This window comes from Nonomuraea sp. NPDC049400 (genome assembly GCF_044466425.1).
GTDB lineage: Bacteria > Actinomycetota > Actinomycetes > Streptosporangiales > Streptosporangiaceae > Nonomuraea.
Window position 1 is genome coordinate 45,749 of record NZ_JBITMP010000057.1, and the last position, 24,612, is coordinate 70,360.

32 protein-coding genes and 1 tRNA gene are annotated in these 24,612 nt (G+C 68.3%); 24 read left to right on the forward strand and 9 right to left on the reverse strand.

Annotated elements, in window-relative coordinates; translation table 11 throughout:
* Window positions 1-70: 70 nt before the first annotated feature.
* From ACIBVN_RS50320 to ACIBVN_RS50345, 6 genes are all read right to left on the reverse strand, one after another.
* A complete protein-coding gene (locus ACIBVN_RS50320; RefSeq protein ID WP_397148257.1) occupies window positions 71-805 on the reverse strand; it encodes a maleylpyruvate isomerase family mycothiol-dependent enzyme in 735 nt (244 codons plus the stop codon).
* A gap of 23 nt (window positions 806-828) precedes the next feature.
* Window positions 829-2,331: an alpha/beta hydrolase gene (locus ACIBVN_RS50325; RefSeq protein ID WP_397148259.1), complete on the reverse strand. Its 1,503-nt coding sequence runs from the start codon at window positions 2,329-2,331 to the stop codon at window positions 829-831.
* Window positions 2,332-2,421: 90 nt separating this feature from the next.
* The gene (locus ACIBVN_RS50330) at window positions 2,422-4,038 is read right to left on the reverse strand and encodes an IS200/IS605 family accessory protein TnpB-related protein (RefSeq protein ID WP_397148261.1); all 1,617 of its coding nucleotides are present in this window, start codon (window positions 4,036-4,038) and stop codon (window positions 2,422-2,424) included.
* A gap of 270 nt (window positions 4,039-4,308) precedes the next feature.
* The gene (gene aceE / locus ACIBVN_RS50335; RefSeq protein ID WP_397148263.1) at window positions 4,309-7,056 is read right to left on the reverse strand and encodes a pyruvate dehydrogenase (acetyl-transferring), homodimeric type; all 2,748 of its coding nucleotides are present in this window, start codon (window positions 7,054-7,056) and stop codon (window positions 4,309-4,311) included.
* Window positions 7,057-7,425: 369 nt separating this feature from the next.
* Entirely contained in the window at window positions 7,426-8,079 is a 654-nt protein-coding gene (locus ACIBVN_RS50340; protein ID WP_397148265.1) for a response regulator, read from the reverse strand.
* Window positions 8,076-9,494 carry an ATP-binding protein gene (locus ACIBVN_RS50345; protein ID WP_397148267.1) on the reverse strand — a complete coding sequence of 473 codons (1,419 nt, stop codon included), beginning with the start codon at window positions 9,492-9,494 and terminating at the stop codon, window positions 8,076-8,078. The genes ACIBVN_RS50340 and ACIBVN_RS50345 overlap by 4 nt, the downstream gene beginning before the upstream one ends.
* A 106-nt stretch (window positions 9,495-9,600) precedes the next feature.
* Between ACIBVN_RS50345 and ACIBVN_RS50350 the strand changes: the two genes are divergently transcribed.
* The 7 genes from ACIBVN_RS50350 (at window position 9,601) to ACIBVN_RS50380 (ending at window position 12,678) form a co-directional block, all read left to right on the forward strand.
* Window positions 9,601-9,783, forward strand: coding sequence for a DUF1918 domain-containing protein (locus tag ACIBVN_RS50350; protein WP_397148269.1), 183 nt, complete (start codon window positions 9,601-9,603; stop codon window positions 9,781-9,783).
* A gap of 9 nt (window positions 9,784-9,792) precedes the next feature.
* Window positions 9,793-10,200, forward strand: a complete 408-nt coding sequence (locus tag ACIBVN_RS50355; protein ID WP_397148271.1) for a secondary thiamine-phosphate synthase enzyme YjbQ — start codon at window positions 9,793-9,795, stop codon at window positions 10,198-10,200.
* A 117-nt stretch (window positions 10,201-10,317) separates the two neighbouring features.
* The gene (locus tag ACIBVN_RS50360) at window positions 10,318-10,746 is read left to right on the forward strand and encodes a DUF3052 domain-containing protein (protein ID WP_349457697.1); all 429 of its coding nucleotides are present in this window, start codon (window positions 10,318-10,320) and stop codon (window positions 10,744-10,746) included.
* An 18-nt stretch (window positions 10,747-10,764) separates the two neighbouring features.
* Window positions 10,765-11,238: a peroxiredoxin gene (locus ACIBVN_RS50365; protein WP_397148274.1), complete on the forward strand. Its 474-nt coding sequence runs from the start codon at window positions 10,765-10,767 to the stop codon at window positions 11,236-11,238.
* 14 nt (window positions 11,239-11,252) lie between these two features.
* Window positions 11,253-11,567 carry a hypothetical protein gene (locus ACIBVN_RS50370; protein ID WP_397148276.1) on the forward strand — a complete coding sequence of 105 codons (315 nt, stop codon included), beginning with the start codon at window positions 11,253-11,255 and terminating at the stop codon, window positions 11,565-11,567.
* A gap of 80 nt (window positions 11,568-11,647) precedes the next feature.
* Window positions 11,648-12,589 (forward strand): ROK family protein, encoded by a 942-nt coding sequence (locus ACIBVN_RS50375; protein WP_397148317.1) that lies wholly within the window; start codon window positions 11,648-11,650, stop codon window positions 12,587-12,589.
* A 17-nt stretch (window positions 12,590-12,606) separates the two neighbouring features.
* Window positions 12,607-12,678, forward strand: a tRNA-Val gene (locus ACIBVN_RS50380).
* Between the two features lie 6 nt (window positions 12,679-12,684).
* Here the strand turns inward: ACIBVN_RS50380 and ACIBVN_RS50385 are convergent.
* From ACIBVN_RS50385 to ACIBVN_RS50395, 3 genes are all read right to left on the reverse strand, one after another.
* Window positions 12,685-14,187 carry a tyrosine-type recombinase/integrase gene (locus tag ACIBVN_RS50385; protein WP_397148278.1) on the reverse strand — a complete coding sequence of 501 codons (1,503 nt, stop codon included), beginning with the start codon at window positions 14,185-14,187 and terminating at the stop codon, window positions 12,685-12,687.
* Between the two features lie 814 nt (window positions 14,188-15,001).
* Window positions 15,002-15,418, reverse strand: coding sequence for a hypothetical protein (locus tag ACIBVN_RS50390; protein ID WP_397148279.1), 417 nt, complete (start codon window positions 15,416-15,418; stop codon window positions 15,002-15,004).
* A 277-nt stretch (window positions 15,419-15,695) separates the two neighbouring features.
* Window positions 15,696-16,313, reverse strand: coding sequence for a hypothetical protein (locus ACIBVN_RS50395; protein ID WP_397148281.1), 618 nt, complete (start codon window positions 16,311-16,313; stop codon window positions 15,696-15,698).
* A gap of 145 nt (window positions 16,314-16,458) precedes the next feature.
* On the opposite strand from ACIBVN_RS50395, the gene ACIBVN_RS50400 reads away from it, so the two are divergent.
* The 17 genes from ACIBVN_RS50400 to ACIBVN_RS50480 form a co-directional block, all read left to right on the forward strand.
* Complete coding sequence (locus ACIBVN_RS50400) at window positions 16,459-16,722, forward strand: helix-turn-helix domain-containing protein (protein WP_397148283.1); 264 nt, start codon at window positions 16,459-16,461, stop codon at window positions 16,720-16,722.
* A gap of 64 nt (window positions 16,723-16,786) precedes the next feature.
* Window positions 16,787-17,113 carry a hypothetical protein gene (locus ACIBVN_RS50405; RefSeq protein ID WP_397148285.1) on the forward strand — a complete coding sequence of 109 codons (327 nt, stop codon included), beginning with the start codon at window positions 16,787-16,789 and terminating at the stop codon, window positions 17,111-17,113.
* Entirely contained in the window at window positions 17,110-17,811 is a 702-nt protein-coding gene (locus ACIBVN_RS50410; RefSeq protein WP_397148287.1) for a phage antirepressor N-terminal domain-containing protein, read from the forward strand. The genes ACIBVN_RS50405 and ACIBVN_RS50410 overlap by 4 nt, the downstream gene beginning before the upstream one ends.
* 191 nt (window positions 17,812-18,002) lie before the next feature.
* Window positions 18,003-18,368: a hypothetical protein gene (locus tag ACIBVN_RS50415; protein ID WP_397148289.1), complete on the forward strand. Its 366-nt coding sequence runs from the start codon at window positions 18,003-18,005 to the stop codon at window positions 18,366-18,368.
* Complete coding sequence (locus tag ACIBVN_RS50420) at window positions 18,365-18,784, forward strand: hypothetical protein (RefSeq protein ID WP_397148291.1); 420 nt, start codon at window positions 18,365-18,367, stop codon at window positions 18,782-18,784. Before ACIBVN_RS50415 ends, ACIBVN_RS50420 begins: the two co-directional genes overlap by 4 nt.
* Window positions 18,781-19,074 (forward strand): hypothetical protein, encoded by a 294-nt coding sequence (locus ACIBVN_RS50425; protein WP_397148293.1) that lies wholly within the window; start codon window positions 18,781-18,783, stop codon window positions 19,072-19,074. The genes ACIBVN_RS50420 and ACIBVN_RS50425 overlap by 4 nt, the downstream gene beginning before the upstream one ends.
* Entirely contained in the window at window positions 19,071-19,991 is a 921-nt protein-coding gene (locus ACIBVN_RS50430; RefSeq protein ID WP_397148295.1) for an ATP-binding protein, read from the forward strand. The genes ACIBVN_RS50425 and ACIBVN_RS50430 overlap by 4 nt, the downstream gene beginning before the upstream one ends.
* On the forward strand, window positions 19,988-20,494 hold the full coding sequence (locus ACIBVN_RS50435; protein WP_397148297.1) for a hypothetical protein: 507 nt from the start codon (window positions 19,988-19,990) through the stop codon (window positions 20,492-20,494). The genes ACIBVN_RS50430 and ACIBVN_RS50435 overlap by 4 nt, the downstream gene beginning before the upstream one ends.
* Window positions 20,491-21,162: an HNH endonuclease gene (locus ACIBVN_RS50440; protein WP_397148299.1), complete on the forward strand. Its 672-nt coding sequence runs from the start codon at window positions 20,491-20,493 to the stop codon at window positions 21,160-21,162. The genes ACIBVN_RS50435 and ACIBVN_RS50440 overlap by 4 nt, the downstream gene beginning before the upstream one ends.
* Window positions 21,162-21,509, forward strand: a complete 348-nt coding sequence (locus ACIBVN_RS50445) for a hypothetical protein (protein ID WP_397148301.1) — start codon at window positions 21,162-21,164, stop codon at window positions 21,507-21,509. The genes ACIBVN_RS50440 and ACIBVN_RS50445 overlap by 1 nt, the downstream gene beginning before the upstream one ends.
* A gap of 9 nt (window positions 21,510-21,518) precedes the next feature.
* Window positions 21,519-21,887, forward strand: a complete 369-nt coding sequence (locus ACIBVN_RS50450; RefSeq protein WP_397148303.1) for a DUF6915 family protein — start codon at window positions 21,519-21,521, stop codon at window positions 21,885-21,887.
* Window positions 21,884-22,375: a hypothetical protein gene (locus ACIBVN_RS50455; RefSeq protein WP_397148305.1), complete on the forward strand. Its 492-nt coding sequence runs from the start codon at window positions 21,884-21,886 to the stop codon at window positions 22,373-22,375. The genes ACIBVN_RS50450 and ACIBVN_RS50455 overlap by 4 nt, the downstream gene beginning before the upstream one ends.
* A gap of 92 nt (window positions 22,376-22,467) precedes the next feature.
* Window positions 22,468-22,773 carry a hypothetical protein gene (locus ACIBVN_RS50460; RefSeq protein WP_397148307.1) on the forward strand — a complete coding sequence of 102 codons (306 nt, stop codon included), beginning with the start codon at window positions 22,468-22,470 and terminating at the stop codon, window positions 22,771-22,773.
* A complete protein-coding gene (locus ACIBVN_RS50465) occupies window positions 22,770-23,174 on the forward strand; it encodes a hypothetical protein (RefSeq protein WP_397148309.1) in 405 nt (134 codons plus the stop codon). Before ACIBVN_RS50460 ends, ACIBVN_RS50465 begins: the two co-directional genes overlap by 4 nt.
* On the forward strand, window positions 23,171-23,575 hold the full coding sequence (locus ACIBVN_RS50470) for a hypothetical protein (protein WP_397148311.1): 405 nt from the start codon (window positions 23,171-23,173) through the stop codon (window positions 23,573-23,575). Before ACIBVN_RS50465 ends, ACIBVN_RS50470 begins: the two co-directional genes overlap by 4 nt.
* A complete protein-coding gene (locus ACIBVN_RS50475; RefSeq protein WP_397148313.1) occupies window positions 23,572-23,883 on the forward strand; it encodes a hypothetical protein in 312 nt (103 codons plus the stop codon). Before ACIBVN_RS50470 ends, ACIBVN_RS50475 begins: the two co-directional genes overlap by 4 nt.
* A gap of 118 nt (window positions 23,884-24,001) precedes the next feature.
* The coding region (locus tag ACIBVN_RS50480; protein ID WP_397148315.1) for a DNA cytosine methyltransferase at window positions 24,002-24,612 on the forward strand (611 nt) is incomplete at its 3' end.

The following is a 24,612-nucleotide window of genomic DNA, read 5'->3' on the forward strand; positions in this document are numbered from 1 at the left end:
CAGAGCGGTTCACCCGGCCCTGGGCACGCCGCCGATCGCCGAGCGGCGGCGCGTCCAGGGCCACCCAAGCTCAGAAAGCGGCCGTGGCCAGCCAGCGGCCGAGGAGGTCCGCGTCGCCGTGGACCGTGAGCGCGTCGGGTGAGCGCCGGCCGTACAACAGGAGCAGCAGGTCCTGGGCCTTCCCCCGGACCGCGCTGTCGCCCTTGGCGTGCCCGCGCTCCCAGGAGATCTTCCCGGCCGGGCCCTGGGTGATGGTCCACTCGCCGTCGGCGTCGGTCGCGTGGAGGTGGATCGTGGCCCCCTCCACGCCGAGCTCCGCCAGCCGCCGGGTGATCCAGCCGGCGTACGGCAGGTTGTGCAGAAACTCCTCGACGCCGTCGATCGCCACCTCCGCCGGGATGACCGGGTCGATGCCGAGCGCCAGCTCCGCGTCGGCCCGGTGGATCACCAGCTCGAAGGCCATGCGGCGCGGCCACCAGGACGCCTGCCGGTCAGGGCCCCACGTCCACACCGCGAGCGACGGGTCGGTGGCGCGGAGCGTGTCGAGCAGTTCGGCGGCCCCCGCGGCCAGCCACGCCGCGTCGCCGCTTCGGCCCTCGGCCAGCCCGCTGGGCACCTGGCGCGACCAGATCCGCTCCTGGACCTGGTCGCGCAGCACGTGGACGGCCCAGCGATGCGTCTGGCCGACATGCGTGACCAGGTCGGCCAGCGTCCATCCCGGGCACGTGGGCACCGGGACGGACAGGTCCGCGGCCAGGGCGCCGAGGCGCGCGGCCTCTGTGTCGATAAGCGAGTCGTACGTCACAGCGCCACACTAGACGGGCCGGATCAGGCCGCCGGGCAGGTGGCGCCCTTCGCCGGGAGCTTGCCGTCGATCAGGAACCCGTCGACGAGCCCCTGCACGCACTTGCTCCCCGACAGGTAGGCCCCGTGCCCCTCACCCTCGTACGTGACCAGGGTGGCGGTCTTGAGCTGGGCCGTCAGCTTGGGCGCCCACTCGTACGGCGTGGCGGGGTCGCCCTTGCCACCGACCACGACGATCGGCGCGGACCCGGTGGCGTTCACGTGCCGTGCCCCGTCGCTCCCCTTCACCGGCCAGAACCGGCACAGCCCGCCCGAGCCCTCGCTGCCGAACAGCGGCGAGATCTTCATGGCGGCCGCCTCCGTGCGCCGGATCTCCTGCTCGCTGGGCCGCTCGGAGGTGTCCACGCAGGTGATGGCCGGGAAGCTGGTCATCTGCGTCGAGTATTTACCGTCCTCGGCGCGGCCCGTGTAGGAGTCGGCCAGGTACATCAGCGCCTCGCCCCGGCCCTTGAGCGCCTCGCTGAGCGCCTGCTCCAGGAACGGCCAGGTCAGCTCCGAGTACAGCGCCGCCGCCACGCCCGTGCCGGCCAGACCCTGGGTGAGCTCGCGCCCGCGGACCGTCAGCGGCTTGTCGGTGAGCTGGTTCATCAGCTTCTCGATGTTCGCGTTGGCGGTGGCCTGGTCCTTGCCGATGTCGCACTTGTTCTTGACGCACGCCCGCAGGAAGCTCTCGTACGCCCGCTGGAACCCCCGCGTCTGCACCAGCGTCCGCTGCTCGAACGTCACCGTCGGGTCCAGCGGCGCGTCGAGCACCATGCGGCCCACGTTCTTGGGGAACTCGGTGGCGTACACGGCGCCGAGCTGCGTGCCGTACGACATGCCGACGTAGTTGAGCTTCGGATCGCCCACCGCGGCGCGGATCCTGTCCATGTCGCGGGCGGCGTTCACGGTGCCGATGTACGGGAGGATCTTCCCGGAGTCCTGCTTGCAGAGCGCCGCGAACTGCTTGTTGGCCGCCGCGGTCTCCTGGTGCGTCTCGTTGTCGACGGGCAGGGTGTCCAAAGAGGTGTACCTGTCCATCTCGGCGGTGTCGCCGCAGCGCACCCCGGAGCTGCGCTGGACGCCGCGCGGGTCGAAGCTGACCAGGTCGTAGCGGTCGCGCAGCGCGGTGAGCGCCTTGCCGGCCTGGTCGAGGGTGTCGACGCCCGAGGCGCCTGGGCCGCCGAAGTTGAACACCACCGAGCCCAGCTTCTTGCCCTTGCCCGTGGCCGCCAGCTTGATGAGCGCCAGCTCTATCTTCTCTCCGTCGGGCTTGGCGTAGTCCAGGGGCACCGCGAGCTTCCCACACCGTACGGACGAGTCCTGGCGGGCCGGCGGCTCGCCGTCAGGGCGCTTGATGTCGGTGCACGGTCCCCAGTCGATCGTGTCAGTGTGCGCCGTGGACTGCGTGGCGGGCTCGGCGGCCGGAACTGTGGAGCAGCCGGCGGCGGCCGTCATGAGCAGGGCGGCGGCTAGGACGCGTCGCATAGAACAGATTTCCCCTCGTCTCTCAGGGGGAAGTAGTGCCCACAATACGGGACGGCGCACCATACCCGGGTGAGGCGGCACGTAACGTTCCTAAGGTCTGAACATGGGTTGCGCATGCTCAGCCGAACGCTCCGAACGGTGTTGAGCGTTCTGGTCGCCCGCGTTCGCGCCGCGTCCGGCGCCGGCGGATCGTGTCCGTGGTCCGGGGATGCGGGGGCGGGGTCCCTCACGCCCGCGGGTTTCCGCTCTGGCCTGGACGGTCCGATGCCCCTGCCCATCGCTCTGGTGGGCAGGGGGCGGTGCCGTCCGTCGCCGGATCGGGTGCCCTTGGGCGCGTCTGCCGATCGCCACGGCGGCTGCGTCGTGGCGGGTGGTCGTACGTTTGGTGGTGGTGAGGGGCTTTTGCCAGTGCTGGGCGCCCCACTTGGAGGTGTAGGCCGGGTCGACGGCGATGATCGCGATCCCGCTCTGGTCGGCCATCGAGATGAGCCGGGCGCGCAACTTGCTGGTGGGCATGCCGGAGATGAGCTGGCGGAAGCGTTTGCGGCGGCCGTGCTTCTCCCGGCTCTTCTCTGCCTGAAAGTCGAGGTCTTCGATGGCGATGGCCTTCACCCCGCACGCGCGCGCCCAGTGCAGCAACCGGGTCAGAGCATGGCGAACCTGCGCGTCACGATGCTCGGCAGTGCCGGACAGGTCGAAGTGGAAGCGGCGGGGGTTGCCGATCGGGTTGCCGTGGACGTCCAGGCGCCAGGCGGCCAGGTGGTCGGCGTTGGTGTCCACCCCGATCACCCCTGCGGCGAGCGCAACCGAGAGGGGCACGGTCGGGGCAGCAGGGATCTGCCAGGAGGCAGTGATGTACCAGCGCCCGCGCGCCACATCCAGGTGAATGCGATAGGCCACGGCTCGGTTGGCCTCGATCCGATCGGCCCATTCGCTGCCCCGATGGGCGAAACGCACTCGGGAGGCCAGCACGTAGCGGCCGTGCGGCACGTTCGCCAGGTGGGCCAGCGGCGCAGGCAGCCGGATCGACACCTCGCCGTCCGGGGTGATGCGGATGGTCTCGTTACCGTAGCGTTTGCCGGACTCGCCGTCGGCGGCCAGGAACCAGCGCTCAGCCTCCCAGCGCTGCCGCCACTCATCGGTGGTGAGCCCCGCGGCGTCCAAGTGGTGGCGAGTGTTCAGCAGGCGTTTGCCGCCCCGCACCACGCGCACCCGCCCGGCCTGTTGGTCGGCCCGCAGACGCTTGAGCCGGTCTTGCAGGAGGTGCAGGCGGCGGGATTTGGCGAACCATTCCTGCGCCGAGCGGTAGCCGCCCGGCTCCTTGCGGGTGCCCTTTTTCCCGATGGGCAGTGACAGCCGACGGGTGATCGTGGCGATGGCGGCCTGGAGGTCGCGGATGTGGTCGGCCTGACAGCGGCGGGCCAGCGCCCACTGATCATGGGACGCTTTGGTGATGGCCCCAGCCCAGCGCGCCGACGACAACCCGGTCAGCTCACGCTTACGCGCCGCCCACGAGTCAGTGCAGTGCCCCAGCCCATCAGCGCACCGGGTTTTCAAGTCGGCCGAAGCCAGCGCGCCCAGATGCGCGCCGACCAGGCGCAGCACCGTGTCATCCTCAGGCGTGAGGTGCTTGAGCCGATCACGGACAGCGACACCAGACGGGCCGGGCACCACGAAGGCGGGGGCGATCGGGCGCAGCTCAGCCATGCTGGAGGGCCTCCGGCGCGATGCCGGCGCGGTCCGCGGTCGACCGACGTGGACGCGCCGTCAGCGCTTTTCGGTCGCGGCCGAACAGGCACGCCAGCATGACGGGCACTTACCTCTCCCAGTCTTCACGTTGCGTTGCCGTAACGATACTAGAAGTTAACCCGCTGAATGGAGCACGTGCACGAGATTGCCGGTGGCTGCGGCGTAGCCCCACAGGCCGAACGGCGCCCCCGCGAAAGATCTTCGCGGGGAGCGCCGCTCGTGGATGACTCAGACGCCCATCGACTGGGTGTCGTTGCTCTCCGCGCCACCGGCCTCGGTGACGCCGTTCTTGAGGTGGTAGCGGGCGATGGCCTCGCGCAGCACCTCGCCGTCGAGCTCACCCCGCTTGACCAGGCTGGTCAGCACGGCCAGCGTGATCGAGGCGGCGTCCACGTGGAAGTGGCGGCGCAGCGCCGAGCGCGTGTCGGACAGGCCGAACCCGTCGGTGCCCAGCGAGGACCAGTCACCCGGCACCCACTGCGCGATCTGGTCCTGCACGGCCTTCATGTAGTCGCTGACGCCCACGAACGGGCCCTGCGCCCGGGAGAGCACCTGGGTCACGTAGGGGACCCGCTGCTCGGCGTCGGGGTTGAGCAGGTTGTGCTCCTCGCAGGCCATGGCCTCGCGACGCAGCTCGGACCACGACGTCGCCGACCACACGTCGGCCGACACGCCCCAGTCCTCCGCCAGCAGCCGCTGCGCCTCCATGGCCCACGGGCCCGCCACGCCGGAGGACAGGATGTTGGCCTTGGGCCCCTGGGTCTGCGGCCCTTCCGCGAACTTGTACAGGCCCTTGAGCAGGCCCTGCACGTCGAGGTTCGCGGGCTGGGCGGGCTGCAGGTAGGGCTCGTTGTAGACGGTCAGGTAGTAGAAGACGTCTTCCGGCTGGTCGCCGTACATCCTCCGCAGGCCGTCCTTGACGATGTGGGCCACCTCGAACGCCCAGGACGGGTCGTAGGAGACCGCGGCCGGGTTGGTCGAGGCGATGAGCGGCGTGTGGCCGTCCTCGTGCTGCAGGCCCTCGCCGTTAAGCGTGGTGCGGCCCGCGGTGGCGCCGAGCAGGAAGCCGCGGCCCATCTGGTCGCCCAGCTGCCACATCTGGTCGCCGGTGCGCTGCCAGCCGAACATCGAGTAGAAGATGTAGACCGGGATCATGTGCTCGCCGTGCGTCGCGTAGGCGGAGCCGGCCGCGATGGCCGAGGCCATCGAGCCCGACTCGCTGATGCCCTCGTGCAGGATCTGCCCCTGCACGGCCTCCTTGTACGACAATAGCAGCTCCCTGTCGACGGCCTCGTACGTCTGGCCGTGCGGCGAGTAGATCTTCGCCGTCGGGAACATGGCGTCCAGACCGAACGTACGGGCCTCGTCCGGGATGATCGGCACGAACCGGTGGCCGATCTCCTTGTCGCGCATGAGGTCCTTGAGCAGCCGCACGAACGCCATGGTGGTGGCGACCTGCTGCTTGCCCGAGCCCTTGGCGAAGCCGCCGTAGACCTCGTCGCCGGGCAGCGTGACCGGCTTGGCGCGCACGACCCGCTTGGGCAGCACGCCGCCGAGCGCCGCGCGGCGCTCCTTCATGTACTGGATCTCGGGGTCGTTCTCGCCCGGGTGGAAGTACGGCGGCAGGTCGCCCTCCAGCGCAGAGTCCGGGATCGGCAGGAAGAGCCGGTCGCGGAACTCCTTCAGCTCGGCCTTGGTGAGCTTTTTCATCTGGTGGGTGGCGTTGCGCGCCTCGAAGTCCTTGCCCAGGGTCCAGCCCTTGATGGTCTGGGCGAGGATGACGGTCGGCTGGCCGACGTGCTCGCGGGCCGACTTGAAGGCCGCGTAGACCTTGTGGTAGTCGTGGCCGCCGCGCGACAGCTTGCGGATCTGGTCGTCGGTCAGGTGCTCGACCATCTTGCGCAGGCGCGGGTCGGAGCCGAAGAAGTGCTCGCGGATGTAGGCGCCCGACTCGACGGAATAGGTCTGGAACTGGCCGTCGGGCGTGGTGTTCATCTGGTTGACCAGCACGCCGTCGACGTCGGCCGCGAGCAGCGGGTCCCAGTCGCGGCCCCACACGACCTTGATCACGTTCCAGCCGGCGCCGCGGAAGTACGACTCCAGCTCCTGGATGATCTTGCCGTTGCCGCGTACCGGTCCGTCGAGCCGCTGCAGGTTGCAGTTGATCACGAACGTGAGGTTGTCGAGCTCCTCGCGGGCCGCCAGGCCGATCGCGCCGAGCGACTCGGGCTCGTCCATCTCGCCGTCGCCCAGGAACGCCCACACGTGGCTGCGGCTGGTGTCCTTGATCTGCCGGTTGAGCAGGTAGCGGTTGAACCGCGCCTGGTAGATCGCGCCGATCGGGCCGAGGCCCATGGAGACCGTCGGGAACTCCCAGAAGTCCGGCATGAGCCGGGGGTGGGGATAGGAGGGCAGGCCGTGGAAGCCGTGCGACAGCTCCTGGCGGAACGCGTCGAGCTGGGCCTCGTTGAGCCGGCCCTCGAGGAAGGCGCGGGCATAGATGCCGGGCGCCGCGTGCCCCTGGAAGAAGACCTGGTCGCCGGACTCGCCGTGGTCCTTGCCGCGGAAGAAGTGGTTGAAGCCGACTTCGTAGAGCGAGGCGGCCGAGGCGTAGGTGGCGATGTGGCCGCCGACGTTGGTGCGGGCGTTGGCCCTGGACACCATGATGGCCGCGTTCCAGCGGATGTAGGCGCGGATGCGGCGCTCGACGTGCTCGTCACCCGGGAACCAGGGCTCGCGCTCCGGCGGGATGGTGTTGATGTAGTCGGTGCTCCGCAAACCCGGCACGCCGACCTGGTGCTCGCGCGCCCGCTCCAGCATGCGCAGCATGAGGTAGCGGGCTCTGGTGCGGCCTTCGGTCTTGACGACGTTGTCGAGAGACTCGAGCCACTCGTTGGTCTCGCTGGGGTCGACATCAGGCAGCTGGCTGGGTAGGCCGTCGCTGATGATCGAGAATCGCTGGCGTCCGGAAGCCACTGGGTCTCGCCTTCCGAGGATGACTGATGTCTGGTCTTTTGGGTCTAGCCCTGCGGGTCGCCTTCCATCCTGGTCGCTAGCCGTAGAAAACGCATCTCTACTGGCCGGTAACCAGAGGTCTCTGCTGGCAGAGACGATCAGATGGCCTAGACCACCGATGGTAGGACGAATCGCCCCCAAAGGTTACATCGCGGGAGCAATTTAACAAGACAGGAAAACAGACGAAATTTCGCTCGAATGTCCCCTAGCCGCTGCCCGTACTCTCCACTCTCCCCCGCAGACGGGAGGTTCTCACCCGCGACAGCGCGATGTGACCGAGGGAGTCTAACCGCCACCCTCCCGGTACGGCTCCGCGGGGCCGGTCAAGCCTCACCCCAGGGCCTCGTCCAGGGGGACGAGGCCCTGCTGGAGCGCGAAGATCGCGGCCTGGGTGCGGTCGACCACGCCGAGCTTGGCCAGGATGCTGGAGACGTGCGTCTTGACGGTCTCCCTGCCCATGCGCAGGTCCCTGGCGATCTCCGAGTTCGACCGCCCCCTCGCCACGGCCGACAGCACCTGCCGCTCTCTGGGCGTCAGCAGGTCGAGCGGCCGCGGGCGCCCGCCCTGGCGTACCTGCCTGAGCAGCAGCGCGGCGATCCCGGGCTCCAGCACGCTGCCGCCGCGGGCCGCGGCGCGCACGGCCGCCACCACCTGGTCGACCGCGGTCGTCTTGGACAGGTACGACAGTGCGCCCAGCCGTACCGCCTCCACGACCCTGTCCTCCTCCTGGAACGAGGTCAGCACGATCATCGCGGGCCGCTCGGCCTGCCCGCGCAGCCTCTCCAGCACCGCGAGCCCGTCCATGACGGGCATGACCAGGTCGAGCAGCATCACGTCCGGCCGGAGCCCACGGACGGCGTGCAGCGCCGCCGCCCCGTCGCCGCTCTCGCCGGCGACCTCGATCCCCTCCTCCTGCTCCAGGACGAACCGCAGCCCCTGGCGCACCACCTCGTGATCATCGACGATGAGGACCCGGATCGTCATGGCAGGCTCGCTCTCACTGTTGTGCCGCTCCCGTCGCTGTGGATCTCCCATCGGCCGCCGAGCTCCTCCACCCGCTCGCGCATCAGCGCCAGGCCCATGCCGTGCCTGGCGGCCACGCCGGCGGGGTCGAAGCCCTGGCCGTCGTCCGACACCTCCACGGTGACCGGGCCGCCGTCGCGGCTCAGCCGTACCGTGATCTTGGCCGGCTCGGCGTGCTTGATCGCGTTGCCGAGCGCCTCCTGGACGAGGCGGAGCACGGCGTGCTCGGCCGCAGGCGACAGCGCGACCTCCGCCAGCACGGCCTCGACCTCGACGCCGAGCCGCGTCGCGTACGCGTGGCAGAGCTCCTCCAGCGCGGGCAGCAGGCCCGCGTCCTCCAAGGCCACCGGCCGCAGCTCCAGCAGCAGCGCCTGCATCTCGCGCATCGTGCGGGCGGCGGTGCGCTCCATCGCCTCGGCCTGTTCGCGCAGGGCGTCGGGCGCGGCCCTGCGCATGCCCCCGGCCAGCAGGCTCAGCGAGAACAGATCCTGGGAGATCGAGTCGTGCAACTCCCTGGCGATCCGGCCGCGTTCGGCCTGGCGGGCCTCCGCCCGCGCGGTCAGCCTGGCCGCCTCGACCGCCGCGCCGAGCCGGTCGGTCATGACGTTGAACGAGCGCTCAAGCGTGCTCACCTCGTCGGCGCCCGTGACCCTGACACTGGGCCGGAAGTCGCCCCCGGCCACGGCCGTCGTGACCTCGGCCAGCCGGCGTACCCTGCCCGTCAGCCGGCGCGTGCTGAGCAGGCCGAACACCAGCCCGACCGGCACCACCAGGCCCAGCGCCAGCAGCCCGGGCGCCAGCAGCGGCACGAGCGAGCCCAGGACCGGCGCGGCGGGCGCGGCCTCCGCCGGGGCCTGGACGTAGACGTAGCCGATGATCTGCAGGCCCACCGGCGTCTTCACGGTCACGGGGCTGAAGTGCCAGACCGCCGGGCCCGTCCTGGCCCTGGCCCTGCCGCCGCCTCCCTCACGGCCCGGCAGCGGGACGTCCAGACGGGTGTCCAGCCCGTAGATCTCCGGCGCGGAACTGGCGACGATCACGCCTTCCGGGTCGACGAGCGTCTCCAGCATGGCGAAACCCGGCTCGGGCGGCCCGGCGCCGCCCACGAGGGTCCGCCGCTGGGCCCTCGACATCGCCTGCTGCAGGAGATCGCGGCCCGAGGCATCGGGCAGCGGCGGCGGCAGCCTGGCCGCCTCCTGGCTGAGCACCTTGGCGTCCCGTCCCGCCTGGTCCCGCAGCACCGAGGCCAGGTCGGTCGCGTTGGCCTGCGGGATCACGTACAGGGCCACGATCACGGCCTCGACCAGCAGCACCGCGGTGGCCGTGACCAGCACGTACGACGCCGCCATCCGGCCGCGCAGCCCGAAACGCCACATCAGCGCAGCGTAACGTTTCGGTCATCTTTCTTCCTCCCCCTGCAGGGGGAGCAAAAGTTGCGAATCACTCTTTTCGTACGGCTTTCCGCGTACCAATGTGGGAGGTATGAATGCTGCGGTAGGAGACCGGCTCCTGGTGCACGGGCATATCGTCGGCGAAGGGGACCGGAGTGGTGTGATCATGGAGGTCCAGGGCCCCGACGGCGGACCTCCCTATATGGTGCGCTTCGACGATGGGCACACTGGGCTGGTGTTTCCCGGTCCGGATGCTGTCGTGGTGCATAAGTAAGATTTCCCTGTGAGATCTGAAATCATCTCTGTGGCCACGGGGTCACGAGAGACGGTGCACGACATCACGGGCGACTGCGCTGATTTCGTGCGTGCGCAGGGCGAGGACGGGCTGCTGCACATTTTCGTGCCCCACGCGACCGCCGGCGTCGCCCTGCTCGAGCTGGGCTCGCGCAGTGACGACGACCTGATCGCCGCGCTGCGCGATCTGCTGCCGCCCGACGACCGCTGGCGTCACGCCCACGGTTCGCCTGGTCACGGACGGTCGCACGTCATGCCGGCGCTGATCCCGCCGTACGCCACCGTCCCCGTGCTGGGCGGGCGATTGGCGCTCGGCACGTGGCAGTCGATCGCACTCGTCGATCTGAACGTCGACAACCCGCAACGCCAGGTTCGCCTGTCGTTTTTGTCTGATTGATTCTGGCCGACTACGGCCGTACCCGTGGCGACCGTTGACGACTGAGGGTCACAGCGTGTGGACTGTGCCGAAGCGATAAACCGCATAAGCGGGGCCACTCAAGCAGGAGGGATAAACGTGAGCGCGACCGCGGGTCAGGCGCAGGGCGAGCGCGGCCTGGCCGAACGGCTCGGCCTCAAGCCGGGTCAGGTGGTGCAGGAGATCGGTTGGGACGAGGACGTCGACGACGAGCTTCGCGACTCCATCGAGGACCTGACCGGTAACGAGCTGCTGGACGAGGAGAGCGACGACGTCGTCGACGTGGTGCTGCTGTGGTGGCGCGACGGCGACGGGGATCTCTTCGACGCCCTCAGCGACGCCATGCGAGCACTCGCCGAAGGCGGCCAGATCTGGCTGCTGACTCCCAAGGCCGGGCGCGAGGGCCACGTGGAGCCGAGCGACATCGGGGAGGATGCCGCCACCGCGGGTCTCTCGCAGACCAGCAGCATCTCCGCCGCACCCGACTGGTCCGGGACCAGGCTCGTCACGCCCAAGGGCAAACGGTAGGGAGCCGGAGCGCCTTCCGTGCGGCAGGATGATGCTGTGAACGCAAATCCTGCCGAGGTCGGCGCCCTGGCTCCGGATTTCGAGCTGCAGGACCAGCACGGCACCCCGGTGAGCCTGTCTCAGTTCCGGGGCTCCAACGTCGTGCTGGTCTTCTACCCGCTTGCCTTCAGCGGGATCTGTCACGGCGAGCTGTCCGCACTGCGCGACCGGCCACTCGAGGGCGCGCAGCTGCTGACCGTCTCGGTGGACTCCGTGTTCACGCAGCGCGCGTGGGCGGATCGCGAGGGTTACACCTTTCCGCTGCTCTCCGATTTCTGGCCACACGGACAGGTCGCGCGGGCGTACGGTGTGTTCGATGAGACGAAGGGGGTTGCTCTTCGGGGGACCTTCGTCATCGACGGCGAGGGTGTGATCCGGTGGTCGGTGGTCAATCCGATCACCTCCGCACGTGACGTCGCCGACTACGTGAAGGCACTCGCCGACATTTCTTGACTTCGGAGGGAACCATGCCCTGCTACCGGTGCGGGGCCCGGCAGACCGACCCGGTGCGCGGCGCCAGCCCGTGGCAGCGCGGGGTGCGCAACGAGACCCAGGTGTTGATCTGCCCGGACTGTCAACGACTGCACGACCTCGACCTGGACTCGTGCTCGACGTGCGGGTCGGCCGCGCTGATCTGCCGGCTGGGTGAGGTGGAGTGCCGGTCCTGCGGGGCCGTGCGGATGGCCCGCTCGGACGCGCTCACGGCCTCTTCCGTGGCGCCGCCGCCCGGACTGTCGGCGGAGGTGGAAGCGGCGCTCAACCGCGTACTCGGACGCGCCTGAGGGCTCTTGGCGCCGGTACGGGCCGGGACTCTTTCCAGACATCTGGCTGAGCTGCGCTATCGTCTCTTTCCGTGTCCGCAATGAGTTCGTTCGTCGTCGCGCTCGACGTCGGTGGCACGTCCATGAAGGGCGGCCTGGTCAGCGAGTCCGGCGCGGTGCTGCTGAGCGAGCGGCGCCCGACCCCCCGAGCGGAGGGCCCGGAGGCGGTCGTGGCCGCCATCTCCGGCTTCATCAGCCACCTGGCCTCCTCGGGCGACGGCATCCCGGCGGGCGTCGGCCTGGCCGTGCCCGGGCTGGTGTCCGACAACGCCGCCGTCTACGCGGCGAACCTGGGCTGGCGCGACGTCCCCGCCGCGAGCTTCACCAGCCTGGACATCCCGGTCCTGCTCGGCCACGACGTACGCACCGGCGGCCTCGCAGAAAGCATCCTGGGCGCGGGCAGGGGCCTGTCCGACTTCCTTTTCCTGCCCATCGGCACGGGGATCGCCGGCGCCTCGATCATCCGCGGCGAGCCCTACGGCGGCTCCTCCGGCTGGGCCGGCGAGATCGGCCACACCCCGGTCTTCCCGGACGGGGAGCAGTGCGCGTGCGGCCAGCTGGGCTGCCTGGAGACGTACGCCTCGGCGGCCTCGGTGGGACGCCGCTACAGCCAGCGAGCCGGCGTGGAGGGCGTCAAGGCGGAGCAGGTGGTCTCCTCCGACGACCCGATCGCCATCGAGGTCTGGGACGAGGCCGTGGAGGCCCTGTCGCTGGCCCTGGCCACGTACACGCTCCTGCTGGACCCCTCGGTGATCGTCCTCGGCGGCGGCCTGGCAGAAGCGGGCCCCGCCCTCTTCGACCCGGTACGCACCCGCCTCGTCAAGCGCCTGGCCTTCCGCGAGGCACCCCCCTTGGTCCCGGCGGCGCTCGGGGTGGACGCGAGCATGCTCGGAGCGGCCCTCCTGGGCTGGCGCGCCGCCGGCCGGCCCGAACTGGGGCCTGGGTGGGCGGTGGATGTGCGATCGGGCCCTGTGGTGTCGTAAGGTGTAGTGCCGATCAGGGGCGGTTAGCTCAGCGGTAGAGCACTCGCCTTACAAGCGAGGGGTCACTGGTTCGAACCCAGTACCGCCCACCCAGGTCAGACCACCTTTTTGGGTCGCGGACGAAGATCCGAAACAGGCGAGTGGGAGAGATTTGGGAGATGATCTCCCGGAACGATCTTCCGAAACGGCTCCAGAAGATCGTCGAGGACCCTCACCGGAGACTGCCCGCCGCAGATCTTCGCCCGCTCCCGGAACGACTCCTCCGCCAACCGCTGCAGCCCGTCCGTGATCTGACGGACCATCGCCGGGGACGTGTGCGAGTAGGTGCCAGCGATGCCCGGCAACTCGTGACCGAGACGCTCCTCCGACGCCACCGCGGGCACGCCGAGTTCGTCGAGCCACACCTTGTGCCCGTGCCGGAGACCGTGGACCTTCAGCCCTCGCCGAATCGGTAGCCATGACACGACGTGATGCTGGTCGATGTCAAACCGCCAGAACCCCTTTTGGATCGGAGGGGTGAACTCCTCCCCCGCTACCGCGGCCGGCCATGACCGGCGCACCCGGCCGGGCCATGGCGCGTCGGCCAGGTCAGCCAGCACGGGATAGCCGGGGCGGTCCTTGGCGTCAGCATGCCTACCGTCGACCGCGGGGCGGAAGCGCCGCCGGCCGAAGTTGCTGCGCCGCTCGTGCGTGCCATCTTCCGGTAGGAACACATACTGCCCTCCCCCGCAGCCGATCGGCCCCTTGCAGGCGCAGGCGCCGCCGGGGTGGTGCTGCAACTGCCGGGAGAGCAGGTCGGCCAAGAACGGCGGCAAGTGGATGGTGCGGTAGGAGTCGTCCTTCGGGGACTTCTTCACCCAGCGGCCCTTGTGCTCATACACCTGCTGCTCGACACGGATATTCGACAGTCGGAAGTACTGACGCGCGAGGCCGATGGTCTCGGCCCACCGCATGCCGGTGTAAGCGATCGTCATGATGTGGATGAACTCATCGTCGCGGCCGGACAGCAGCGAGGCGCGTTCGGCGATGAGCAACGCCTCGAGCGGGGATGCCCAGATCTCCTCTGGCCCGCGGGCTCGGCTCCTGCCGGCCTTCCTGCCGCGGTTGCGCTGCCGTACTGCAGGGTTGGCGGGGATCAGCCCGGCGCCCACCGCATCAGACAGGATCGTGTGGAGTAAGGTGCGGGCTGACGCTGCGGACGTTGGACCACACACTCTCTCACCGGCGGCGTTGGGGCGAGAGAGGGCGAGTTCCCAAGCGGCGATGTCGAGAGCATTGAGCAGCCGGAGCTGGTGGTCGCCGAAGTACGGCAGGATGTGGACCTCAATGTGCCACCTGTAGCCCTCGAGCGTGGTCTCTTCCAGATGCTGGGCTGGGAACCAGCGGTTCACCCAGTCTGTGAGGGTGATGTCGCCGGCTCGCGGGTCGCGCCAGAGGTTGCGGCGGATGTCCGCTTCTTGCTCTTCGCCGTAGTCGATGGCGGCCTGCTTGGTTTCGAAGCGTTTCCCGTCGTCGCCGTACGGGGCGGATGCCCACGTGCCATCAACTCGCTTGTATCGAGCGCGCCAGTACTGGCCGCGTTTCTCCGCAAATGCCATGAGGGGTTCCCCGTGGGAGATGAGGGTTGGGGGTCGCTGGCTAGTGAAGCACAAGGGCGAGCGAGATCGTGGCGGATCCCGTCCTAGTCGAAAACGCACGCCTCCAGCAGCGGATTCACATCAACCTGAAGCAGGCACCTCCCGGCAGGAGCGGCAGGTGCGGGCGGCCCTGCGGCTGAGGCTTCGCCGGTTGGCGGCGGGGCCGGCGCAGACGGACGAGGCTTCGTGCTGGCGGGTTCCCCCTGGGGGGTTGGGCCTGGAGTGGTGGGCTGCTCGTTCTCTGGCGGCTCCGCCGTTGCCGCAGGCCGCGGTCGGATGGAACGCATAGGCGTCCCTGGTGGACGTGACGTCGGCCGGGTTACTGGCCTGACAGTCGGTTCGGGCCTGTCCTGAATGGTCGTGGCCGATCCAGTTGGCTTACGCGTGGTGGAAGGGCTTGGTAGCGGGGTGAAAGGGGCCGACGTGAGGATGACCGGCGGTTCGGCGATCTTTGGCGCCTTAGCGCCGTCAAGAAGCATCGGCAGCACAAAGGCAACGCCAGCGGTTAAGGCGCTCCCCGCGGCAGTGCTCGCTGCCATGGCTGCGCCAGGATGCTTCTGTGCCCACCGTTTGAAGGGTTCCCATGTGAAGGCCAGGACGGGGAGCCCGATAAGAGCGGGCAGGCCGCCCTCGTGGAGTCGGACCGCCGCCCAGATGGCAACTGCTCGAGCTTTGCCCCTGAGTTTTTCGTCGACCTCAACCACCGTGCGGCCGTTCTCGGTGAACGCGACGGCGGGAGAGGCGGGGTTCTTCACTTCGCGTATCTCGGGCCATCTCACGAGCACTCGCCGCCGTACTGCTCTGTGAGCCGGCGCCACCACCGAGCTTCCTCGATGGGGTCCGCCCGCCCGATCGATGGGACGAGGAAGGAGCGCATCCTGCCACCGATTCGCCAACGGACTGGGTACCACTGTCCAGCGGGGCTACGCATAGCGTTGACCACCACTGTGGGCGGCGGGTCCGCGAGCAGGGCATAGATGATGTCTTGCTGGTACTGGATCATGTCGTGGGCGAAATCTAAGTCCGCGGCCATGTCGGCGAAGCGCTGCTTGGTGAAGGTCTCATCGCGCAGCTGCGCTGCTGCGGCTCTACTGGCAATGTCAAGGCGCCCCTCGATGGTGGTGAGGATGTGCTGGATGCGCTCCTGTTCAGACGCGTTCCGATGGTTGTTGGCGATCACGAAACGTTCCACCCCCAGGCGATGTGCGCATAACGCGCAGACGTGCCTTTACGTGCTCCCTCGCCCCGAACCGATGCAGACAGTCATTTCATGACGAAAACCTTCAAGAGTCCACAGTTAGTGAAGGCCCGTAATCATATCGTGACATAGGGATCAGGGCATACCAGGGCACGCCGTGATACGCCAGCGACCAGCAATTATCGGAATGGTTGCCGAAAAACGGTGCGCACGCCGATGACCAGTGGCGCTAGAAACGGTCCGGCCCATAAACGTGAGCCGTAATCATCTGTCAGCCGCGCCGCCGAAACTCCCGTACATCGGCAGACGGCCGCTCGACGTGCGATCGATCCGTCGCTGCGTCGAACCTACGCAAGGATTCCAGCTGATGGATCAGATAACGACGCTCCCGTTCATCCAGGCCCGGCGTCTCCCACAGATGCTGGTCGGCGTCATCCTCGTACCGGCGCTCCCCTGCGGGCATGTCGGACCCTTTAGGAGTTGGAGCCACCTCTTCGAGCACCGCCCGCACCCTGTCGGGGCTGAGTCGGCGCGCTAGTTCCCGAAGCGCGGCTTCCAGGCCTTCGGTGGTCTGATCCTCGGATCTCCCTGATTCCACCTTGGCATGGCCGGTGGCGGCGAGGCTGGACACTCCTGTGGCAACTGCCACTTCTACGGGGTCGCCACCTTCGAGGATGGCGCCGATGCTGCCGCGCGCCCACTGAAGGGCGTCTTCTAGGGCAGATTGCATGAGCGGAGTCAGCGGGGATTCGCCGTTGCGGATACGTCTGAGGTGGGCGGTGGACATGCCCGCCCTTGTGGCGACTTCCCCCCACTGCAGGCGTAGGGCTACTCGGCGCGTTTCCATGCGAGCGGTCAGGCGCTCACGCGGCTGCTGATCGGTCGTCATAAGGCGATCCTCATCCTCGCTAGGTGGGTGCACTTTACCGCACATGAGCAGGTCAGAGCCATTCGATCAACCGTCCAAACCCCGAAATTAAAGGATCATGAGCGCCCTATTGCGCTCTATACCGAATGAGCGCTAATGTGCGCTCATGGCTCGAACACCAATCAGCCTTCCGTTCGACGGACGCCGACTTCGAACCGCCCGCGAGCGGGCGGGATACAGCCAGGAAGGCCTCGCAAACCTATGCACCAAGCAGGGCACATCCGTCTCTCGCTTTCAGGTCGTCAGAGCAGAAGGCGGGCGGTACATGCCGCAACCTCGGGTGCTCGCGGCATTCGTGAGGGCGCTCAACATCGAGCTTGACGATCTGCTGACACCCGGCGAAGGGGTCCAGCGGGAGTGTGCACCATGAGCGCTCACGCGCTCAATAGCGCTCACGTCACAAACCTGTCACTCCAACTTTCGGGTGAGGCATCGTGAAGCCTCTCGTCTATACGGCCGCGCAGGTCGCCGCCATGTTTCCCCCCGAACTCGGCATGACTGAGTACTGGGTGAACAGGACAGCCCGCAAGCACAACATCGGCACGATCCTCCGCCGCAAGCGGGTGTTCACGCAGCTCCAGGTTGAGCGGCTGGTTGAACTCCAAGCGGTCGAGGCACAGCAGCCGACGCCGGCACGCAAGACCGCGAGTGTCGCCAAGCCGCGGCCAGCGAATCCCAAGCCCGTTCCGGCTGCAAGCGCCGCAGTCACACCGCTTCGAGCACGCCCTGACCGAGCCCGGTCCTACAGGGGGACAGCGTGAACGACCTCGTCCACATCCCCTTCCGCGGGCGCGAGGTGCTCGCCGTCGAAGATCACGGCAAGCCGTTCATCGTTCTGAAGCCTGCGCTTGAGCACATCGGGTTGGACTACAAGAGCCAGCACGAGAAGCTCCGTCGCAAGTCATGGGCCTGCATGGTGCTCAGGACCATGCAGCTTCCTGGAGACAGCCAGCGGCGTGAGCACGCCACGGTGGACGTGCGGACGTTCCTGATGCTGCTCGCCACAATCGATGAGAACCGCGTCTCCCCCGAGGCGAAAAACGTTCTGGTGGCCTACCAGAACGAGATCGCCGACGTCATCGAGAAGTACTTCACCCAGGGGTACGCGTTCAACCCGCGCAAGCGCGCGGCGGCGATCGGGCCGATGACGGTCACGTTCGATGACGCAATGGCCCTGTACTTCCAGGACCACGGCATCGACTACGCCACTGGGTTCTTCACCCAAGGGCTCCGTCTGGCCGGCTACCTGCGGCAGGGCGGCTGCGTCCCCCGCAAGAAGAAGCGCAAGTTCTTCTTCTTCAACGGTACGAGCTGGGAAATCCGCTCGTGGGCGCTCCCGCTGCTGCTCGGCGAATTCGAGGAGGTCTTGCGGACCTTCCAGCCGTACCCGTGGGCTCAGCCTCGCCTTGACGATGGCCTGGCCGAGCGGGTGCTGCCGATGAAGCGGGGCGAGTCGTGACCCCCGCCGAGTACGGCCAGGCCTGCGCTGTCGCGTTCGCGACTCACTGTCTGCTGCTCGACATCGATGACGTGCTGGACGACGCCGAGCAGCCCACCCCCTGAAATGCGCGAGGCCCAGCCGTAGGGGGCCGGACCTCGCGATGACCACCCGCTCAAGAGCACTGACTGATCAGAAGAGAGCAGGTAGACGTGACCATCATCTCAGACCAGCAGACCGGCGTGACGCCGGACACCAAGCGCACCGAGTACATCAAGGGCCTGCGAGCCTTCGCGGACTTGCTGGAGGCGCACCCCGAAATCCCTCGCTCGCACCACGGGCAGCGTGCTGCCGAGGAACTGGTGTTCTTCAACGGCGATAACGCTGTCGCTCACGCCCTCACCTACATCGGCGCGATGGACGAGGCGCCCGTCATCAAGGTGGAGCCCAAGGGCTACTACCGGCTGCGCGTCGTGGGCCGCATCCACGGCCTGCACATCGAGCTCTACCTCAAGGCCGACAAGGCGAGCGAGTTGCGGGCGGCATTCGCCCAGCAGGGCGGGCAGGTGTCGGCATGAGCACCGAGACGATGACCGCCACGCCGGCCCTGGTCGCCGAATACCAGGTGCGGTTCACGACCTTGGACACGATCGGCGACGAACGGATGGCCACCTTGTCGCCGATGAACCTCGGCGAGGCCATCGAGGCGTGCGCTCACATCCAGGTCAACCAGGAGACCTACCAGCTGCCCGCGGACGCCCAGGTTTGGGTGCGGGTCGGTGACGGAGCTTGGCGCCCGTGGGTGGGGGACGCGACGCGCGGGTGCGAGATGGCCGCCTGCGACAACCGCGGCGCTGAGCCACTGTCCGCCTGTGACATCACCCACGTGTGCCCCGCGTGCCGGACTTTGATCGAGCAGCTCACCGCCATCCGGCTGGAGCAGGACGCGAACGAGGCTGCCCACCTCGCTGAGCAGGCGGGAGTGGCGCGTTGACGGGCGACTGGCTGGCGCTGAACGAGGCCGCCAAGCGCCTGTCCCGGGCGTGGGGCCGGCACGTGTCGATGGACGACGTGATCCGCCTCGGTGACCAGGAGCGGCTGATCGTGCGGTTCCAGCACGGCCACTTCTCGGTGCTGGAGCAGAGCGTCTCAGACCTGGCCGCCCACGGGGGCGACGACCTGGCCGAGCACGCGGACAAGCCGACCGTGGGCCGCTGGGCCCGTAGCGAAGACCCTGACGCCTTTCTGGGCCGATCCGACTACGAGGGAGACGACGTTCAGTGAACTTCACGTTCGAGCCGGCGACCAAGGAAGAGGCCAAGGCGCGCGTCGCGTTGACTGGCCCGTCCGGGGCCGGCAAGACGTACACCGCTCTGTCTCTGGCGACCAACCTGGGCCAGAACGTCGCGGTCATCGACACGGAGCGCGGCAGCGCCTCGAAGTACCGCAAGCTGTTCAGTTTCAACCGGCTTAACCTCCAGTCGTTCGAGCCGAACACCCTCGTCCAGGCGCTGGCTGCTGCTGCCCACCAGGGCCACGACGTGGTCGTCGTGGACTCGCTGACGCACTTCTGGTCGGGCACTGGCGGCATGCTGGAGCAGGTCGACTCGGCGGCCAAGCGCGGGTACGGCGGTAACTCCTTCGGAGGATGGAAGGAGGCTCGCCCGCAGGAGCGGGCCATGATCGACGCGCTCGTCTCCTACCCGGGCCACGTCATCGTCACGATGCGGTCCAAGACCGACTACGTGATCGAGGAGGACCAGCGCGGCCGGAAGGTGCCGCGCAAGGTTGGGCTGAAGCCCGAACAGCGCGAGGGCATCGAGTACGAGTTTGACGTGGTCGGCGACTTGGACCACGAGAACACGCTGGTCATCACCAAGTCGCGCATCCCGGCGATCTCCGGCCGGGTCATCCCCAAGCCGGGCGCCGACCTGGCCGCCGAGATCGCCGAATGGCTCAGCGACGGCGAGCCGTCCCCCGACGCCCTGCACTACCGGGACATGGCGATCGACCTGCACGCCACCCGCGAGGACCTGAGTCAGGTGGCGGCGGAGGTCAAGGCCAAGGGCCTGCTGGGGGCGGCGGTCGTGGACGAGCACGGTGACGTGTCCTCGCTCGGTGACCTGATCCGCCGTCGCTGGAAGGAGACCGTCCCCCCGGCAGCGTCCGAGGAGAAGCAGACCGAGGCGGGCGCGGCATGAGCGACTTGACCCCGAAGGAAGCGCGTCTAGTGTTCGCGCTGCTGAAGATGCGCGCCTCCCAGATCAGCGCCGCGTTGAAGCTGGTGACGCCGTTCATCGAGCAGGAGCCGGGCGACAAGAACGCCGCCATGCTCGGCGCCGCCCGTCTCGGCAAGGTCGCCAAGAGCGAGCCCGAGGTGAAGGCCATCGTCACCGACCGGGACAAGTTCGTCGCGTTCGTTCAGGAGACCGCGCCGACCGAGGTCGAGCACGCCCCCACGGTGCGGACCGCCTACGAGATGAAGCTGCTCGAGACGGCGCTCAAGGCGGGCGCCCCAGTGGACGAGCACGGCCAGGAGATCCCCGGCGTCGAGATCGGCTACGGGTCATCGCCCCGGCAGAACTTCTACGCCGACGACGGTGCTGAGCGGCTGCTGGGAGTCGTCGAGGAGAAGGACCTGCCGCAGATCGACGGTATCGACCTCGCCGGCCTGCTGGGCGTCCGCAAGGACGGCAGCCAGTGAAGCGCTCGCCAATGCCGCCGCGCAAGAAGCGCCTCCACCCGGGCCAACCGCCCAAGAGGACGACGCCCCTCAAGTCGAGCGGCAAGAAGCTCGAGGCGATGGTCTCGCTGAAGCCGTCCCGCCCCAAGGCGGTGCCGAAGGCTGTCAAGGAACTGCTGAAGGCCCGAAGCGGCGGCCTGTGCGAGGTCGGCCTGGTGTGCGGCGGCAAAGCCTTGGGCGTGGACCCGGCGCACCGGGAGGGCAAGAAGTCGGGCGGCACGTCGAAGGCGTGGTCAAACCTCGCCTCGAACCTGCTGTGGTCGTGCCGCGACTGTCACGACTTCATCGACCAGAAGCAGCCCAAGGCCGCGGAGAAACTGGGGCTGAAGGTCCGCGAGGGCGTCGCCAGGCCGTGGGAGATCCCGGTGCTTCACAAGCGGCTGGGCTGGGTGCTGCTCGACCACGAGGGCGGCTACCGGCCCGCGCCGGCGGCTTCGCACCCGGACGGGAAGCGGCCCATCCCGGTCGTCGCCGTGACCGTGTGGGAGCTGATCCAGCAGAACGGCCCCTTCGCGGAGGTCATGGAGCGGTACAAGCACCTGCAGTGCCCCGGCTGGTCTCAGCCGCTCGAGGGACTGTTCACATGCGGGTGCGGGTCGTACCCGTTCTACCTCGAGCAGGTGGCGTGATGGGCATCCCCGACCAGTACTGCCAGGGCTGCCAGGCGCTCCACCCGCACGAGGCAGGCGAGAACACGGTCACCTGTACCGGCTGCGGTCTGGTCACCGAGGTCAGCCCTGACCTAATCCAGCTCGTTACGTCGCCTCCGGTGGAGGGTGTGGCCTTCTGCGCCTGGTGCAAGGAGACCAAGGCTGCGGACCACGTCTGCCCGGCCGGCGCGGTCGGCTGCACTGAGCGCGCCCCTGAGGAGACGCCGTGCGGCGGCTGTGGGGCGTGTATTGCCGCGATGACCGCGGACCTGGCCCGCCGTGCCGAGTTCGAGCACGGCTCTCCCTCTGACCTCTACACCCCCTGAGAGGACCGCGTGAACTCCTACTTCCACGCCCAGTCCTGCGCCCGCAAGTGGGGCGGCACTCCTGAGGACTACCTGCCGATCCACGAGTTCATCGACTCGTCGAAGCAGATTCTCGGTGATGTCCGGCATCGGGCGCTGTACCACCACACCGCTGGGGTGTTCCTGGCGGAGCGGATCTTCGGCAAGACCATCACGGTCGGCCGGAAGAAGATCCCCGTCCGCCTGATCGCGGAGCGCCACATCATCGAGGACCTTGGTTGGCTCCCATCCCCGGCGGACTACCTGAAGGACACGCCCATCGCCACGTGGATGGGCGGCAAGCAGACCAAGACCGTCCCCCTTTCCACCCTCACCCTCACTCCCGGAGAGAAGTCATGACCAGCACGAACAGCTTCCTCGGCATCCCCGTCGTCGGCGACATCAACGAGGGCGAGAAGCGCGCCAAGCAGCGGCCCATCGAGGAGTTGGCGCCGCTGCTGCAGGCGGTCGTCAACGATCCGTACGTCGCCGAGTTCGGTTGGACGCAGTACACGCCGTACTTCAACGACGGCGACCCGTGCACGTTCGGTGTCCGCGGCGAGGTGTGGTTCCGCACCGTTGAGGACGCCGACGTGGACGACACCTACGAGCTCGAACTGAACAACCACCCGACTCTCGGTATCCGCCGCTGGAACCGCGACGCCCGGCGCTATGACGAGATCCGCCTCTCGCCGGAGAAGCGCGAGGTCTACGACCGGTGCGACGCGCTGAACACGGCGCTTGAGGGCGGCGAGTTCCTCGACGTGCTGCTGGAGGCGTTCGGCGACCACGCCGAGATCACGGTCAAGAAGGACGCCATTCAGGTCGAGTTCTACCAGCACGACTGACCAACGCCCCTGATCTTCCGCTGCTGCTCGCAAGTAATCGGGGGCGAGCAGCAGCGGCGCACAACCGGACCACTCGAGCACCAGGAGATCGCATGGGACGCCACAGCTCCACACCCGCCAAGCCGGAGCCGAAACAGACGCCTATCCACCGCGCGTGGCGGCGTCTGCCCCAGGACTTCCGGAAGCGGGTGTGGGAGTGGCGGAAGCAGTGGCGCACCTACTGGGACCGCCGCCACACACCGCCAGGCGACTGGGACGCCCAACTCCCAAAAGACCCGGCGAACTGGACCGACGACCTCAACTGGGGCTCGTTCACTGTCGCTGCTGCCCTGTGGAAGCACCGCCGCGAACGAGGCGATCTCCTGCCCCGCCGACCTCACCACCAGGAGCAATCATGACCATCACTCTCGCGGAGGCTGCGGTGCCTCTCTCGGTCGTCGAGAAGGGCCAGCTGGTGTGCGACATCGCCACCTGTGACGCCATCTACGGCCACCCGGTCGTCGTCGACCACCCCACCCTCACCCCGCGCCAGCAGCTGCGTAAGGCCGCCCTCATGTCCGGCTGGCGGGAGACCGTCGCCGGCCTGGTCGTCTGCCCGGACTGCGTGGCCGGCCCGGTCGGGATCGTCGTCCCGGGCTGGGCGCAGCGCTGGAACCCGCCGGAGGGCATCGAGCTGCAGGTGGGGCCTCCGGTGATGCACGGCGACACCCAGCAGACTCTCACCATCCCCGCCGTTGTCGAGCCCGAGCAGGCTCCGGCTGGACGGCGCCCCTACGACTCCTCAAAGGACGCCGCATGAGCACCGAGACCGTCACGAAGCCTCGTACGCCAACTCGCCGTGAGCCATCAGTCGATCCCCGCAAGTACGAACTCTGGGAGGAGTGCCTGCCGCTCGCCCGCCGCGTCCTGGAGGACGCTGGCCTCGCTCTGAGTTGGCAGGCCGCGGACTGCCTCGCGGAGGAGCTCACGGACGCCCTTCTGGGCCACTTCGTCACCCAGGCGGAGGCGAACAGCAGCGTCGTGTTCGGCATGGATGGCACCGGACCTTGGTGTTCCTGGTGTGGTCGCATCCCTGGCCCTCGGCTGCCGCAGGGGCATGAGCAGCACGGCCTGTTCTGCGATTGCCGCCGTGTCAACGACGATGACCCGTCCACCGCTGAGGCCTCTCAGGCAGAGCAGGCCGGAGGCGAGACGCCATGAGGTGGTTCTGGCTGCTCCTGGGATTCCTGATCGCCGCCGCACCTGCCGCCGCGAGCGTGGCGAACCTCAGGGCTGGCCGCGGGGACCTGGCCGACTGGCTATGGCTGGCCCTTGCCGCGGGCTACACGGCGTGGACGTGCTGGCACCTCAGCCACCTGCCCGCCAGGCGACGTCCCACCGCCACGCTCGAGGAGCGGGAGATCCACCCGCCCAACCGGCTAAAGCAGAACCTCCGCGCGGTCCTCACCGACGAGGTCGACGCCATGGAGGACCGCTACCGCCGCATTCACGAGGAGCGTGACCGGTGACCGCTCTCGCTTTCGCTGCCCGTTTGTCCGCGTGGAGCCTCGCCTGGGTTGTGCATCGCGCCCTGAGCGCCCTGTGCCCCGCAGATGTCCATGACGTGTTCCCCGAGGAGGATTCCCGTTGAGCCGCCGACGTTCGCAGCCGCACCGCGTCGCGACACATCGCCCCGCCGTACGCCGGCGCCGGTTCCGCCACGACGAGCTCATCGCCGTCGATCTGTTCTCCGGATTCGGCGGGCTTACGCAGGGAATCGAGCTCGCCGGGTTCACCACGATCATGGCGGCGAACCATAACGCCTACAAGGTCGAGGTTCACGAGGCTAACCACCCGCACGCCGAGCACTGGATCGCGGACCTGGTGAACCCGGATTCGTCCGACTACCACTCCGCCCGCGACCTTCCCCCTGCTGATCTCCTCGTCGCGGGCGTGAGCTGCGTGAACCACTCGCAGGCCAACACCCAAAAGGCATACCAACTGGGCCTGTCGCTGTTCGACCTGGAAGATCCCGAGTTCGAGGAGCGTGTCACCAGATCAGAGCGCGACCGCGCTACGGCGAACTGCGTGCTTCACTATGCCGCCCAGCATCACCCTCGGATGATCCTCGTCGAGTGCACTACCGAACTCACCTCGTGGGGTCCGGCGGTGCCGGGCAAGAAGTACGGCGACGGCAGCACCTACCGGTGGTGGCTCAAGCAGTTCGACCTGCTGGGCTATAACCACAGGGTTCTCTA